Below are 13,967 nucleotides of genomic sequence, written 5' to 3'. Positions count from 1 at the left end.
TCATCATCTGAACGCGAAATCCAGATGATGTCGTCATATGTTCACGCCATCTGCGGTGCTAGGGTGATCGCGCGGGAAGCAGCGGGAGGGACGGCGACGTGGCCAGGCAGACGAGGCTCGAGATCCGCGAGGGCAACCGGGCGAAGCTGATGGCCGCCGCCCGCATCGAGTTCGCCGAACGCGGCTACCGCGAAACCAAGGTCGACGCCGTAGCCGCCCGAGCAGGCCTCACCCGAGGGGCGGTCTACTCCAACTTCCCCAGCAAACGAGCCCTCTACTTCGCCGTCCTCGCCGACGACGCCGAAGCCGAGGCCGCCGAAATCGAGAACGCCCTATCCGCAGGTGCCGGGTCCGCCTCCGCGCCCAGCGGCGGCACGCCCGCGCTTGGCACGGCCGCCAGCTCCCTGCGTGCGGGGGGCATGCTCGCCGAGGGCACGGCTGGGAGCGGGGCGGCGGGAGGCGCGGCTAGGAGCGGGGCGGCCGACGGCACGGCCGGGAGCGGGGCGGCAGGAGGCACGGCCGGGAGCGAGGCGGCCGGGAGCGGGGCGGCGGAAGGCGCGGCTGGGAGCGAGGCGGCGGGGAGCGAGGTGGCGGGGGGCACGCTAGCGCGCGGCATGGGGGGACGTGGCTTCGCCGGAGGTGCCGTGTCTGCGGGGGGCGTGGGTGCGGGGGGCGTGGGTGCGGGCGGCAGGTCTGCGGGTGGCGAAGGGGCTGGGAGGGCCGTTCGTACGGGGCGGGGGGCGTTGGGGGCGCTTGCGCGGGATTGGGTGGCGCGGTTGCCGTTGGCTACTGCGCCCACGCACTTGCGGTCGCATCTGCTTCCTGAGGTTATGGCTGACGAGCGGACTCGGCATGCCTATACGCAGTTGATGAAGATTGCTGCGCTGCAGATCGGGGTTGCGCTGGGGAGGGTTGACGGGGCGGGGGTTCGGGTTCGGCAGGCTGAGGCGGCGTTGACGGTGTTGGAGGGGGCGCGGCAGTTGGCTGCGGCGGCGCCTGGGTTGGTTGAGCCGTTTCATGTCGTGCAGACCTGTGAGGGGCTGCCTGAGTTCGATCGGGGGTGGGACTTCCCCGAGCACCTGCCGCCCACCTCGGTGGTGGACGAGCCGTGGGCGCCGGGTGAGGCGTTCGACGTGGCGCATGGCGTCCCGGCTGACCTGGGGACCGACGGGGTTGTGGCTGTCATGGGGGTGCAGCGCCTGGCTGGGGTCGAGGCGGCGGTGCGGGGGATGCCGGACAGCGAGGACGTCACCCTGGTCGTGGTCGCCACCGATCCGGGCGAGGTGATGGGACTGGCGCGGCTGGTCATCACCGAGACCCGCGGCTACCTGCGCCGGGCCTTCCCGCCCGCCGCCCTCCCCCGCCTGCGCGTTGTCCTCGACCCGGCGGGGACCATCGCCGCCGCGGCTGGGGTCGACGGGGTCGGCGACACGACCGAGGTCGCCATCGCCGTCCGGGACGGTCGCATCCGACTGCGCTCAACGGGCCTAGCCGCCTGCGCCGCGACCACCCTGCACCACACAACCACCCGCCACTAGCCCGATCCGCAGAGGCAGCCGCACACGGACCGACGTTCGACAGGAAGACACAGACCGCGCACGAGACGTAGAGGCCGCAGCTCCGACGGGCCGCCCTTGGTCGCGCAACGGGCGTGGGGCGGTTCGCAGTGGGGTGGGTCGGCTCAGGGCGTGAGGCGTCGGGGTGGGCAGTCCGCAGGGGTGGGCGCAGGCTGCGGTGGGTGAGGTGTGGAGCGGGTGGGGGTCCGTAGAGTCGGGGCATGCTCTTGTGGATCAATGGGCCGTTCGGTGGGGGGAAGACGCAGACTGCTCATGAGGTGCAGCGGCGGTTGCCCGGCAGTGTCATCTGCGATCCGGAGATGGTGGGCTTCGGGCTGCACCGGATGCTGCCGCGCAAGCTGCGTGGGGACTTCCAGGATCTGCGGGCGTGGCGGCAAGGGGTCTACGAGGTCCTCTCGATCGCGTTGGCTGAGCACACCGTCATCGCGCCCATGACGGTCACCGAGCCCGCCTACTTCGACGAGATCGTCGGCAGGCTCCGGGATGACGGGCACGACGTGCGGCACTTCGCGTTGATGGCCAGGCGGGAGACCGTCCTGGCGCGGTTGCGGGAGCGCGGGTTCGGTCACCTGGTCGCGTGGGTGGTGGGGAAGGATGCGCCGCTGCGGCGGGAGAGTTGGGCGGTGTCGCGGATCGACCACTGCCTGGAGCGGCTCGGCAGGCCGGAGTTCGGTGAGCACGTGTGGACCGACGAGTTGTCCGTCGCCGAGGTCGCCGAGCACATCGCCGGGCGGGCCGGGTTGGTGCTCGCGCCGAACACCGATGGGCCGGTGCGGGGGCGGGTGCGGCGGGCGTGGGTCGGGGTGAAGCACATCCGGCTAGTCGGCTGAGGGGCGGGCGATGACGGAGAACTCCGTGCCGAAGGGGTCGAGCAGCACCGCGAAGCGGCCGTAGACCATGTCCTCGGTGTCGACCACGCGCCCGCCTGCCTTGATGGCCCGGGTGGCGGCGTCGTCGGCGTCGGCGACCTCGAAGGTGGTCGACCAGCGCGAGCGGTGCGCGGTGGGCGAGCCGATGATGCCGCCGATCTCGTGGCCGTCGGGGCGGCGCAGGAAGGTGAAGTCCATGCCGGGCAGGTCGTCGTTGCCGTCGAGGGTGAAGTCGAAGACCGCGGTGTAGAAGCGGCGGGCGGCGGCCGGGTCCGGGGTGGTGAGGTCGTTGCGGACCAGGGCGCCGGGCTCGTTGACGACCTCGCAGCCCACCATCGACTTGCCCTGCCACAGGCTGAACGGCGCGCCCACGGCGTCCTCGGCGACGGCCATCCGGCCCAGGTCGCCCATGTCGTCGGGCTCGGCGACGATGCGCCCGCCCGCGTCCTGCACCCGCTGGGCCGCGGCGGCGCAGTCGTCGACGGCGAAGTAGACGTTCCACCAGTGCTCGGGCCCCTCGCCGTACCCGGAGATGCCCGCGACCTTGCGGCCGTCGAGCAGGGCGACGCTGTAGCCCTCCCAGGTCTGGAACTCCCAACCGAAGACCGCCGCGTAGAACTCCTGACCGGCGGCGAGGTCGGGGAGGCCGAGGTCGATCCAGGTCGGGGTGCCGACGGGCTGGTTGGCGGTGACGTGGCTCATGCCCCCACGCTAGCCCCGGGCACCGACAGCCGCGGGATTCGCCGGTGGCGGCCCCGGGTAGCCGGGAGGATGGCCGACTGCGAGATCACCTTCATCGGCACAGCCACCACGCTGCTGCGCCTGGGCGGGTTCACCGTCCTCACCGACCCGAACTTCGTGCGGCGGGGCCAGTGGGTCCATATCGGACACGGCCTGGTCAGCAGGCGGCGCACCGAACCGGCGCTGGGCATCGGCGAGCTGCCCCCGCTCGACGGGGTCGTGCTCTCGCACCTGCACGGCGACCACTTCGACCGGGTGGCCCGCCGCGGCCTGCACCGCGACCTGCCGGTGTTCACCACCGGGCACGCGGCGACCCGGCTGCGCCGCGCGGGCTTCACCGAGGCGGTGCCGATGCGCACCTGGCAGGAGCAGCGGCTGGACAAGGACGGCGCGCGGCTGCGCATCACCGCGCTGCCCGGGGTGCACGCGCGCGGCCCGCTGGCCCGGCTGCTGCCACCGGTGATGGGCACGCTGCTGGAGTACCAGCCGCCCGACCGCGAGCCGCTGCGGGTCTACCTCACCGGCGACACGCTGCCGGTGCCCGGCCTGGCCGCCATCGCCGAGCGCTTCCCCGACATCGACGCCGCGGTCGTGCACCTCGGCGGCACGCGGGTGCTCGGCGCGCTGCTGACGATGGACGGCGAGCAGGGCGTCGACCTGCTCGAACTCGTCCGCCCCAAGACCGCGCTGCCGGTGCACTACGACGACTACGGGGTCTTCCACTCGCCGCTGTCGGACTTCATCGTGGAGGTCGAGCGCCGCAAGCCCGCGACCCGCGTCGAGTACCTGCACCGGGGCCAGACGCGCGCCCTCTAGATGCGGGCGAGGAACTCCTGCAGGCGGGCGCGCAGGTCGGCGACCTCGGCCGCAGTGACGTCGGTCCCGCCGAAGAGCGCGCCGGGCACGGCGGCGACCCGCTCGCGCAGGGCCTCTCCACCCTCGGTCAGCTCGACCAGGACGCTGCGCTCGTCGTCGGCGCCGCGGGTGCGGCGCACCAGGCCCGCGGCGGCCATGCGCTTGAGCAGCGGGGAGAGCGTGCCGGAGTCCAGGCGCAACTGCTCCCCCAGCTCCTTGACCGTGCGGCCGTCGCGCTCGTAGAGGGCGAGCAGGACGAGGTACTGGGGGTAGGTCAGGCCGAGGGCGTCGAGCAGGGGGCGGTAGCGGGCCGTCACCGCCCGGGACGCGGAGTACAGCGCGAAGCACAGCTGCTGCTCCAGCGCGGGCGAGACGGCCACGGCTACCTCCGAATGCTCAGCCGACCACCAGGTCGACGTCGATGTTGCCACGGGTGGCCTTGGAGTACGGGCACACCTGGTGGGCCTTGGCCACCAGGTCCTCCACAACGGACCGCTCCACGTCCGGCACGGTCACCGTCAGCCGCACGGCCAGGCCGAGGCCGTCGGCGGACTTGCCGATGGCGACCGACGCCGTGACCTGGGAACCCTCGATCGCGGTCCCGGCCTGCTGGGCGACCAGCTGCAGCGCGCCGTGGAAGCAGGCCGAGTAGCCCGCGGCGAAGAGCTGCTCGGGGTTGCTGGCCGCCCCGCCCGGGCCGCCGAGGCCGGTGGGCACCGCCAGGTCCTGGTCGATGACGCCGTCGGACGAGCGCACGTGGCCGCCCCGGCCCGCGCCGGTCGCGGTCGCCTCCGCGGTGTAGAGCACCTTCATGGCTTGACTCCTTCGGATCGGGCTACCGGTCCTACGGTAGTGCGCAACTAAGTTGTGCACAACTTATCTCGGCGGAACCGGCCCGGGGCGAACCCCGGGCGCCGTCCCGCTACATGTTGATCATGTGCCCGGCCAGGCCGTGGATCGCCTCCTTGACGGCCTCGCCCAGGGTCGGGTGCGCGTGCACGTTGCGGGCCACCTCGTGCACGGTGAGGTCCCACTGCTGGGCCAGGGTCAGCTCCGGCAGCAGCTCGGTGACCTCGGGCCCGATCAGGTGCCCGCCGAGCAGCTCGCCGTGCGTCGCGTCGCTGATCAGCTTGACGAACCCGACCGGGTCGTTGAGGCCGTGGGCCTTGGCGTTGGCGGTGAACGGGAACTTGGCCACCTTGACGTCGTAGCCGCGCTCGCGGGCCTGCGCTTCGGTGTAGCCGAAGCTGGCGATCTGCGGCTGGCAGTAGGTCGCCCGCGGGATCATGGCGTAGTCCAGCTCCATGGTCTCCGCGCCCGCGATCGTCTCCGCGGCGATGACGCCCATCGCCTCGGCGGTGTGGGCCAGCATCAGCTTGGCGGTCACGTCGCCGATGGCGAAGATGTGCGGCACGGACGTGCGGCAGAAGCCGTCGATGTCGATGGCCTTGCGCTCGGTCAGCCGTACGCCGGTGCTCTCCAGGCCGTAGCCCTCCACGCGGGGGGCGAAGCCGATCGCCTGGAGCACCTTGTCGGTCTCCAGCACCTGCTCCTGGCCGCCCTTGGAGACGGTGACGCGCACCTTCTCCCCGCTGTCGTCGATCTTCTCGACCCGGGTGCCGGTGAGGACCTCGATGCCCAGCTTCTTGTACCGGCGCGCCAGCTCCTTGGACACCTCCTCGTCCTCCAGCGGCACCATCCGGTCGAGGAACTCGACGATGGTGACCTTCACGCCGTAGTTGTGCAGCACGTAGGCGAACTCCACGCCGATCGCGCCCGCACCGGCGATGACGATGCTCTCCGGCAGCGTGTCGCTGAGGATCTGCTCCTCGTAGGTCACCACGCGGTCGGACAGGGAGGTGCCGGGCAGCAGCCGGGTGGTGGCCCCCGCGGCGATGATGGCGTGGTCGAAGGTGATCGACTCGGTGCCCGAGTCGGACTTGACGTCGATGGCGTTGGGCCCGGTGAACGCGCCCCACCCGAAGAACTGCTTGATCTTGTTCTTCTTCATCAGGTAGTGCACGCCCTTGACGCGGCCGTCGGCGACCGCGCGGCTGCGGGTGAACGCCTTGCCGTAGTCGAAGCGCAGCGAGCCCTCGACCTGGATTCCCAGCGCGTCGGCGTCGTGGGACAGGATGTGCGCCAGCTCCGCGTTGCGCAGCAGGGCCTTGGACGGGATGCAGCCCACGTTGAGGCAGACACCGCCCCAGTAGCGCTCCTCGATGATGGCCGTGCTCAACCCGAGCTGGGCCGCCCGGATGGCGGCGACGTAGCCGCCGGGCCCGGCGCCGAGGACCACGACGTCGAAGTGTGTGCTCATGGCGTCCACACTATTGCCCCGCGGCGGGGCGCTCAGGCGCGCGCCCGCCCGAGTTCGGCGAGCACCGCGGCGACTACCTGCGGTGAGGCCAGGTCGCGGCCGCCGACGCAGGCCGTGCGCACCCCGGTGGTGGCCGGTGGCGCTGCGGCACCGACCACCACCAGCGTGCGCACGATGTGCGCGAACTCGGCCAGCACCCCGGCGGCGAACCCGGCGAGCCGGGCGTCGGCCACGATGTGGGTGCGCACCCGCCGGTCGGCCAGGGTCTCCAGCACGTCCTCGACGGCCTCCGGGCCGCTGTCCGGGCCGGGCGTGGCGCACCAGGCGATCTGGAACTGGTCGGTCAGCGGCGCCCAGGCGGCGGGCAGGTCGCGGGGCCGGGAGCCGCCCGGATCGAGCACGACGAGAGCGGGTCCGTACTCGAGTCCGCGCCACAATGGGCGGGGCGGGAGCTTGGTGGGGAGCACAAGGGCCTCCGGAGGTGGGGGATCCGTGTGGGTGGTACCCGATCGCGTGAGTTTCAAACCCGAACCGGTCACCGCGATTCCGCTGACGGCATGGCGGCTGGCGTCGAGCGGGCCTAGGGTTGGGCAGACAGGGAATTTCGGGGAGGGTCCGTGGCACGACCGGTGTGGGCAGGCGCCATCAACTTCGGCCTGGTGACCGTGCCCGTCGAGCTGTACAGCGCGACGGAGGACCACACCATCAGCTTCCGCCAGTTCGAGCGCGGCACCGCCGACCGCATCCGGTACAAGCGGGTGAACGAGCGGACCGGCAAGGAGGTGGCGTACTCCGACATCGTCAAGGGCGCCGACCTCGGCGGCGGGGAGTACGTCATCCTGGAGCCCGACGAGCTCGACGCCATCGCGCCCGGGCGGTCGCGGACGATCGACATCAGCGCCTTCGTCGACCTCGACCAGATCGACCCCATCTACTTCCAGAAGACCTACTGGCTGAGCCCGACCAAGGAGGAGTACGGGCGCGCCTACAGCCTGCTGCTCCAGGCCATGCGCAAGACGAACAAGGCGGGCATCGCCTCGTTCGTGATGCGCGGCAAGGAGTACCTGACGGCGCTGCGCCCGGGCGAGGACCTGCTGATCCTGACGACCCTGCTGTTCGCTGAGGACATCCGCGACCCGGCCAAGGAGCTCAAGTCGATGCCGGAGCTGGTGGCCGCGCGCGGCAAGGAGCTGGACATGGCGGTGTCGCTGGTCGAGTCGATGGCCGAGGACTGGGAGCCGTCGAACTACCACGACACCTACACCCAGCGCGTCGAGCAGCTCATCGAGGACAAGCGCCAGGGCCGCACGGTCGTGGCCGAGGAGGAGCCCGCCGAGCCGACGAAGGTCGTCGACCTGTTCGAGGCGCTGAGCGCGAGCGTGGAGAGCCGCAAGAAGGGCAAGGCCCCGGCGGCGAAGGCGCCTGCCGAGGACCTCTCCGAGCTGACGAAGGCCGAGCTGGAGAAGCTGGCCAAGGACCTCGGCGTCAAGGGCCGCTCCAAGATGACCCGCGACGAGCTGGAGAAGGCGGTCGAGAAGGCGAGCACGAAGGCCGCGTCCTAGGCACTGCGGGAGTTGCCGGGCGGCGGGCCTGCCCGAGACCCTGGAACCCTCCGAGTGCGAGGGGGTCCACTGTGCTCAGCCTGCTCGGCGGCGACGGTGGAGTTCACCGGCGTGAGCAGCCTGGTGCTGTTCACCCAATCGCAGCGCTGCCAGCCCTCCTCGGCGCCGGTCCTGGCCGCCATCGCCGTCAGCTGAGACCTATTGGGGGTTCGACATGTCCAAGCGCATTGCGGGGCTCGCGGTCGCCATTGCGACCGGGGCGGCCGTCCTCACCGCACCGCCTGCTGCCGCGGCCACCGTCTCGGTGGAGTACCTGTGCGGGGTCGTCGGCATGGTGATCGGCCGCACCTTCGACATCACCATCACCGCGCCGTCGACCGCGCCGCAGGGGCAGCCGGTGACCGTGACTGCCTCGGTGGTCTCCCGCCATCCGCTGTCCCAGCCGACCGCTCCTGGGGCGTACCGGGGGCAGCACACCGTCGACCTGGGCGGGGCCGGTGCGGGGTCGTTCACCATTACGGGGATGGCGAATCCGCAGTTGCAGGCGGGTGAGCCGTGGCAGATCACGGGCAGCACGCAGGTCACCTTCACCACCCCGGGCACCATCACCCTGCGTCCGGGCTACACCGGCTTCACCCACCCCGCAGGCCAGGGCTGCAAACCCCGCTACCCGGAGACGGTCCCGGCGGCTGCGACGGTGGTCGTCTCCTGAGTGGTTGGGGGTGTCCCTCGTGTGGGGCACCCCCGTGTGGGCTCTTGCCGGGCACCCCGCTCAGTCGGGGACGGTGTACCGGTAACCATCGGCTCCAACCGCGCGTGGTCGATCGGGCAAGCTTAAGCAAGGAACTCCCGTCGTTGCAGCGTCGGTTGCGGCATGGCTGTGGGCGGTGTCCCTGGGACTGGGACACCGCCCACGGCGGAACTTCAGGTGTTCAGTTGGGTTGTCCGGGGTCTACAGGGGCGGGTAGGCGTTGGCCATGAGCTCCTGGAACTGGGCGGAGAACCAGTGGCCGGACAGTGGGGCGTTGGGGAGGGCTCCGGAGGGGTTGTTGCCGTTGCGGGGGTTGCCCTGGTAGGTCGGGTCGCACATGCGGTCGAAGCCCTTGCCCTCTTCGTTGGGGATTTCGCGGCTGGCGCCGTCGGACTCGCCCGGGGGCTTGATCCAGACGTAGGCGTCGATGTTGGGTTCGGGGGCTGCCTTGGGGCGTTCGCCGAGGCCTGCGCCGCTCTGGTTGCACCAGTTGCCCTTCTGGATGCGGCGGTCGATGCGGCTCTCGTTGACGTAGGTGTTCGGGTCGTTGGAGGTGGACTTGGCGGTTGGGCGGTTGGGGCCGCCCCAGCCGTTGCGGGAGGTGTCGATCAGCATGCCGATGTTCGACGGGAAGCCGTTGGCGATCAGCTCCTGGCGCATGGCGGTGGCGAAGCCCAGCTCACCGTTGAAGTCGTTCCAGTCGACCCAGGTGGCCTGCTCCTTCACCGGGCGGCCGTTCACCACGTCGTCCACCGTCCAGTGCGGCTCGCGCAGGGCGGAGTAGTTGGCGGTGTTGGTGATGAAGCCGTGGACCATGTTGAGGTTCGCGCCCTCGCGGCCTGCGATGGAGGCGAACATCCGCGCCGAGGCGTGGAAGTTGTCGTACTGGGGAACCGGGTCGCCCCAGCCGATCCAGCCGTGGTGGCCCGCGTCGATGTAGTTGTAGACGTTCGGGATCGAGCCGCCGAGGTTGGCGACGGCGTAGGCGACGCCGTTCTGGTAGTTCTCGTTCTGCTTCATCACGTCGCACTGGGGCGTCGCGGTGTTGCGGGGCGAGACGTTGGTGACCAGGTTGGGCAGCGAGTCGATCTCGATGACGGCGACGATGCGCAGCTCGGAGTACTCCGGCCGGGCCAGGATGTCGGCGATGACGTCGATGTACTCGCTCTTGTACCGCGGCAGCTCGGTCGGGCCGAGCTCGCCGTTGGAGGCCAGGGCGGCGCAGTCGCGGCCCGGCAGGTTGTAGATGACGACCTGGAACACCAGCTCACCGGTGGGCGAGGCGGCCAGCTGGCGCACGGCCTCGTCCAGGTGGTCGGCCAGGCCCATCGTCCCCGTGGTCGGGGAGCCGTTGCCGTGGATGGCGCTGATGCGGTCCATCCACACGCCGGTGGGCTGGTTGGCGATCCGCGAGCCGCCCGGCTCGGCCTGCGCGCGCGCCTTCCACTGCGGGTTGACGTACACGCTCGCACCGAGGTACGGGTTGTCCACCTTGGCGCCCGGGTTGTTGTTGCCCGTGGTGGTGGTCGTCGTGGTCGTCGTCGTGGTGGTGGTCGTGGTCGTGGTGGGCGGGATGGTGCCGGTGCACACCGTTCCGTTGAGCCGGAACTGCGCGGGCGCCGGGTTGGACCCGTTCCACGAGCCGTTGAAGCCGGGGATGACCGTCGCGCCGGTCGCCAGGGACGGGGACCAGCCCGGGTTGCGCACGGTCACCCGGTTGCCCGACTGGCTGAACTCGCCGCTCCACCCCTGCTGGATCCGCTGCCCCGCGGTGAAGTCCCACTCCAGCGTCCAGCCGCCGGAGATCGGGTCGCCGAGGTTGGTGACCGACACGTTGGCCCCGAAGCCGCCGGGCCACTGGTTGGTCACCTGGTAGTCGACCCGGCAGCCGGGCGCGGCGCTGGCGGTGGTCGTGTTGGCCACGACGAGCGTCGCGGACAGGGCCGCCACCGACGTCACCGCCATCGCCCCGGCCAGCCTTCGTGATCGGCCAATCTTGCGCAGACTCATGCATCGCCTCCTTGCGAGCAGATCGCCGTCTGAGAGCGCTCCCAGAGGATCACGAGCGTTCCGGCATCCGCCGCAAGACTGGGTGGTTGCAGGTTGGGAGCGCTCCCAGCAGTGACCGTAACCCAGGACACACCGCGGTGACAAGACCGTCACCGAAGGAAACTGGGAGCGCTCTCAGCCAGTGGTCAGCACTCGATGACGTTCAGCGCGAGGCCGCCGCGCGCGGTCTCCTTGTACTTGGTGTGCATGTCCGCGCCGGTCTCGCGCATGGTCTTGATCACCTTGTCGAGGTGCACGACGTGCGTCCCGTCGCCCTGCAGGGCCATGCGCGAGGCGTGGATGGCCTTGGTGGAGCCCACCGCGTTGCGCTCGATGCACGGGATCTGGACCAGCCCGCCCACGGGGTCGCAGGTCAGCCCGAGGTGGTGCTCCAGGGCGATCTCCGCGGCGTTCTCCACCTGCGCGACGCTGCCGCCGCGCACCGCGGTCAGCCCGGCGGCGGCCATCGCGGCGGCCGAGCCGACCTCGCCCTGGCAGCCGACCTCGGCGCCGGAGATCGAGGCCGTCTCCTTGAGCACGACGCCCACCGCGGCCGCGGTCAGCAGGAAGTCGACCACGCCGTCGTCGGAGGCGCCGGGGATGAACCTGGTGTAGTAGTGCAGGACCGCCGGGATGATGCCCGCCGCGCCGTTGGTCGGGGCGGTGACCACGCGCCCGCCCGCAGCGTTCTCCTCGTTGACCGCCAGGGCGAACAGGCTCACCCAGTCCATGACGTAGAGCGGGTCGTGCGCGCCGTCCTCGGCCAGCAGCTTCTCGTGCAGCGCCTTGGCCCGGCGCGGCACCTTCAGCCCGCCGGGGAGCACGCCGTCGGCGGCGCAGCCGCGCGCCACGCAGTCGCGCATGACCGCCCAGATGTCCAGCAGCCCGGAGCGCACCTCGGCCTCGCTGCGCCAGGACAGCTCGTTGGCCAGCATCACGCCCGCGATCGACAGCCCCGACGACGCGCAGTGCTCCAGCAGCTCGGCGGCGGTGCGGAAGGGGTAGGCCACGGGCGTGGTGTCGGCGGAGATCACCGGTCCGTCCGCGGAGGACTCGTCCTTGACGAAGCCGCCGCCGACGGAGTAGTACGTCCGCGCGGCCAGCTCGGCGCCCGCGGCGTCGTAGGCGGCGAACGTCATCCCGTTGGGGTGCAGGGGAAGCGTCTTGCGGCGGTGCAGCACGAGGTCGTCGTCGTAGGAGAACGCGATCTCGTGGGCGCCCATGAGGCGCAGCCGCCCGGACGAGCGGATCTCGGCCACCCGGGTGGGCACGGTGGCGGTGTCGACCTCCTCGGGCCGCTCGCCCTCCAGGCCCAGCAGGACGGCCTTGTCGCTGCCGTGCCCGTGCCCGGTCGCGCCGAGCGAGCCGAACAGCTCGCAGCGCACCCGCGCCACCGCGGGCAGGTCCAGGGCGGAGACGAACATCAGGGCGGCCCGCATGGGACCGACGGTGTGGGAGCTCGACGGCCCGATGCCGACGCTGAAGAGATCGAAGACGCTGACGGCCACGACGTTGGGACCTTCCGGGTTCGCGTGCCGGGCGGGGCCGGGGTCGCCGACCCCGCCCGGGACGTGCTCAGCCCAGCTCTGGATAGAGCGGGCGGCGCTTGACCAGCAGGTCGACCCGCTCGCGCAGGGCCTGCTTGGTCGCCTCGTCGAAGTCGGGACGAAGCGCGACGGCGATGATGTCGGCCACCTCGGTGAAGTCCTCGGCGTCGAAGCCGCGGGTGGCCAGCGCGGGGGTGCCGATGCGCAGCCCCGAGGTCACCATCGGGGGGCGCGGGTCGAACGGGACGGCGTTGCGGTTGACGGTGATGCCGACCGAGTGCAGCCGGTCCTCGGCCTGCTGGCCGTCCAGCGTCGACTCCACCAGGTCCACCAGCACCAGGTGCACGTCGGTGCCGCCGGAGGACACCTTGACGCCGACCTCGCGGCAGTCCGGCCGGGACAGCCGCTCGGCCAGGATCTTGGCGCCCTCCAGCACGCGGCGCTGGCGCTCGGCGAACTCCTCCGACGCCGCGATCTTGAACGAGACCGCCTTGGCCGCGATCACGTGCTCCAGCGGGCCGCCCTGCTGGCCGGGGAAGACCGCCGAGTTGACCTTCTTGGCCAGGTCCTTGGTGCACAGGACCACGCCGCCGCGGGGGCCGCCGAGGGTCTTGTGGGTGGTGGTGGTCACCAGCTGGGCGTGCGGGACCGGGTTGGGGTGCAGCCCGGCGGCCACGAGCCCGGCGAAGTGCGCCATGTCGACCATGAGCAGCGCGCCCACCGAGTCGGCGATCTCGCGGAACTTGGCGAAGTCGAGCTGGCGGGGGTAGGCCGACCAGCCCGCGATGACCAGCTTCGGCTTGTGCTCGGCGGCCAGCGCGGCGACCTCGTCCATGTCGACCAGGCCGGTGTCCTTGTCGACGTGGTAGGCCACGACGTTGTAGAGCTTGCCCGAGAAGTTGATCTTCATCCCGTGCGTCAGGTGGCCGCCGTGGGCCAGGTCCAGGCCCAGGATCGTGTCGCCGGGCTTGAGCACGGCCATCATCGCCGCGGCGTTGGCCTGCGCGCCGGAGTGCGGCTGGACGTTGGCGTGCTCGGCGCCGAAGAGGGCCTTGACCCGCTCGATGGCCAGCGTCTCCACCACGTCGACGTGCTCGCAGCCGCCGTAGTAGCGGCGGCCGGGGTAGCCCTCGGCGTACTTGTTGGTCAGCACCGAGCCCTGGGCCTGGAGCACGCCCAGCGGGGCGAAGTTCTCCGAGGCGATCATCTCCAGGGTGCCCTGCTGGCGGCGCAGCTCGGCGTCGACCGCGGCGGCGACCTCGGGGTCGACCGCGGCGAGGTCGGCGGAGAAGGAGGTCATCTCAGCCCTCTTCCTTGGTCAGCTCGGCGTAGGCGTCGGCGTCGAGCAGCTCCAGGGCGCCGGTGACCCGGAAGCGGAACAGCCAGCCGTCGCCGAACGGGTCGGTGTTGACCAGCTCGGGGGTGTCGACCACCGCCTCGTTGATCTCGACGACCTCGCCGTCGGCGGGGGCGTACAGCTCGCTGACCGACTTGGTGGACTCGATCTCGCCGCACGGCTCGCCCGCGACGAGGGTGTCGCCGACCGCGGGCAGCTGCACGTACACCACGTCACCGAGCGCGCCTGCGGCGTAGGCGGTGATCCCCACGGTGGCGGCGGCCGGATCGGCCGCGTCGACCCACTCGTGCTCCTCCGTGTAGGACAGGTTCTGCGGGTTGCTCATGTCGGTGTCGACTC

15 protein-coding genes and 1 pseudogene are annotated in these 13,967 nt (G+C 71.3%); 7 read left to right on the top strand and 9 right to left on the bottom strand.

All coding sequences use genetic code 11. The annotated features are described in order from the left end of the window. Positions 1-149: 149 nt before the first annotated feature. The 3 genes and pseudogenes from ACWEPX_RS03885 to ACWEPX_RS03875 all read left to right on the top strand — a co-directional run. Positions 150-227, top strand: a pseudogene (locus ACWEPX_RS03885) (TetR family transcriptional regulator); the annotation flags it as partial. Positions 228-1,022: 795 nt separating this feature from the next. Beyond that, positions 1,023-1,538, top strand: coding sequence for a hypothetical protein (locus tag ACWEPX_RS03880; protein ID WP_451895740.1), 516 nt, complete (start codon positions 1,023-1,025; stop codon positions 1,536-1,538). Positions 1,539-1,777: 239 nt separating this feature from the next. Next, on the top strand, positions 1,778-2,407 hold the full coding sequence (locus ACWEPX_RS03875) for an AAA family ATPase (protein WP_451895555.1): 630 nt from the start codon (positions 1,778-1,780) through the stop codon (positions 2,405-2,407). Here ACWEPX_RS03875 and ACWEPX_RS03870 read toward each other — a convergent pair. Then, positions 2,396-3,148: a VOC family protein gene (locus ACWEPX_RS03870; protein WP_451895554.1), complete on the bottom strand. Its 753-nt coding sequence runs from the start codon at positions 3,146-3,148 to the stop codon at positions 2,396-2,398. The two genes, ACWEPX_RS03875 and ACWEPX_RS03870, sit on opposite strands and share 12 nt — an antisense overlap. Before the next feature lie 69 nt (positions 3,149-3,217). Between ACWEPX_RS03870 and ACWEPX_RS03865 the strand changes: the two genes are divergently transcribed. Beyond that, positions 3,218-4,003, top strand: coding sequence for an MBL fold metallo-hydrolase (locus ACWEPX_RS03865; protein WP_451895553.1), 786 nt, complete (start codon positions 3,218-3,220; stop codon positions 4,001-4,003). Here ACWEPX_RS03865 and ACWEPX_RS03860 read toward each other — a convergent pair. From ACWEPX_RS03860 to ACWEPX_RS03845, 4 genes are all read right to left on the bottom strand, one after another. After that, positions 4,000-4,422 (bottom strand): MarR family winged helix-turn-helix transcriptional regulator, encoded by a 423-nt coding sequence (locus ACWEPX_RS03860; RefSeq protein WP_451895552.1) that lies wholly within the window; start codon positions 4,420-4,422, stop codon positions 4,000-4,002. The two genes, ACWEPX_RS03865 and ACWEPX_RS03860, sit on opposite strands and share 4 nt — an antisense overlap. 16 nt (positions 4,423-4,438) lie before the next feature. Then, a complete protein-coding gene (locus ACWEPX_RS03855) occupies positions 4,439-4,855 on the bottom strand; it encodes an organic hydroperoxide resistance protein (protein WP_451895551.1) in 417 nt (138 codons plus the stop codon). Between the two features lie 109 nt (positions 4,856-4,964). Then, positions 4,965-6,362 (bottom strand): dihydrolipoyl dehydrogenase, encoded by a 1,398-nt coding sequence (gene lpdA, locus ACWEPX_RS03850; protein WP_451895550.1) that lies wholly within the window; start codon positions 6,360-6,362, stop codon positions 4,965-4,967. Between the two features lie 32 nt (positions 6,363-6,394). Beyond that, positions 6,395-6,763: a hypothetical protein gene (locus ACWEPX_RS03845; RefSeq protein ID WP_451895549.1), complete on the bottom strand. Its 369-nt coding sequence runs from the start codon at positions 6,761-6,763 to the stop codon at positions 6,395-6,397. Between the two features lie 216 nt (positions 6,764-6,979). On the opposite strand from ACWEPX_RS03845, the gene ku reads away from it, so the two are divergent. Genes ku through ACWEPX_RS03830 form a run of 3 tightly spaced genes read left to right on the top strand, consistent with a single transcriptional unit; the run spans position 6,980 to position 8,636 of the window. Further along, positions 6,980-7,924 carry a non-homologous end joining protein Ku gene (ku, locus tag ACWEPX_RS03840; RefSeq protein ID WP_451895548.1) on the top strand — a complete coding sequence of 315 codons (945 nt, stop codon included), beginning with the start codon at positions 6,980-6,982 and terminating at the stop codon, positions 7,922-7,924. Between the two features lie 54 nt (positions 7,925-7,978). Next, positions 7,979-8,119, top strand: coding sequence for a hypothetical protein (locus ACWEPX_RS03835; RefSeq protein WP_451895547.1), 141 nt, complete (start codon positions 7,979-7,981; stop codon positions 8,117-8,119). Positions 8,120-8,138: 19 nt separating this feature from the next. Next, positions 8,139-8,636, top strand: coding sequence for a hypothetical protein (locus tag ACWEPX_RS03830; protein ID WP_451895546.1), 498 nt, complete (start codon positions 8,139-8,141; stop codon positions 8,634-8,636). A gap of 240 nt (positions 8,637-8,876) precedes the next feature. On the opposite strand, the gene ACWEPX_RS03825 is transcribed toward ACWEPX_RS03830, so the two are convergent. The 4 genes from ACWEPX_RS03825 to gcvH form a co-directional block, all read right to left on the bottom strand. Then, on the bottom strand, positions 8,877-10,685 hold the full coding sequence (locus ACWEPX_RS03825; protein WP_451895545.1) for a glycoside hydrolase family 6 protein: 1,809 nt from the start codon (positions 10,683-10,685) through the stop codon (positions 8,877-8,879). Positions 10,686-10,870: 185 nt separating this feature from the next. Then, a complete protein-coding gene (locus ACWEPX_RS03820) occupies positions 10,871-12,232 on the bottom strand; it encodes an L-serine ammonia-lyase (RefSeq protein WP_451895544.1) in 1,362 nt (453 codons plus the stop codon). A gap of 67 nt (positions 12,233-12,299) precedes the next feature. Further along, entirely contained in the window at positions 12,300-13,571 is a 1,272-nt protein-coding gene (locus ACWEPX_RS03815) for a serine hydroxymethyltransferase (RefSeq protein ID WP_451895543.1), read from the bottom strand. Between the two features lies 1 nt (position 13,572). After that, positions 13,573-13,953 carry a glycine cleavage system protein GcvH gene (gene gcvH, locus ACWEPX_RS03810; RefSeq protein ID WP_451895542.1) on the bottom strand — a complete coding sequence of 127 codons (381 nt, stop codon included), beginning with the start codon at positions 13,951-13,953 and terminating at the stop codon, positions 13,573-13,575. Positions 13,954-13,967 lie beyond the last annotated feature (14 nt).

The organism is Actinokineospora sp. NPDC004072 (genome assembly GCF_053604195.1).
Note: the sequence above shows the minus strand (reverse complement) of the source record. Positions and strands in the feature narration are given on the sequence as shown.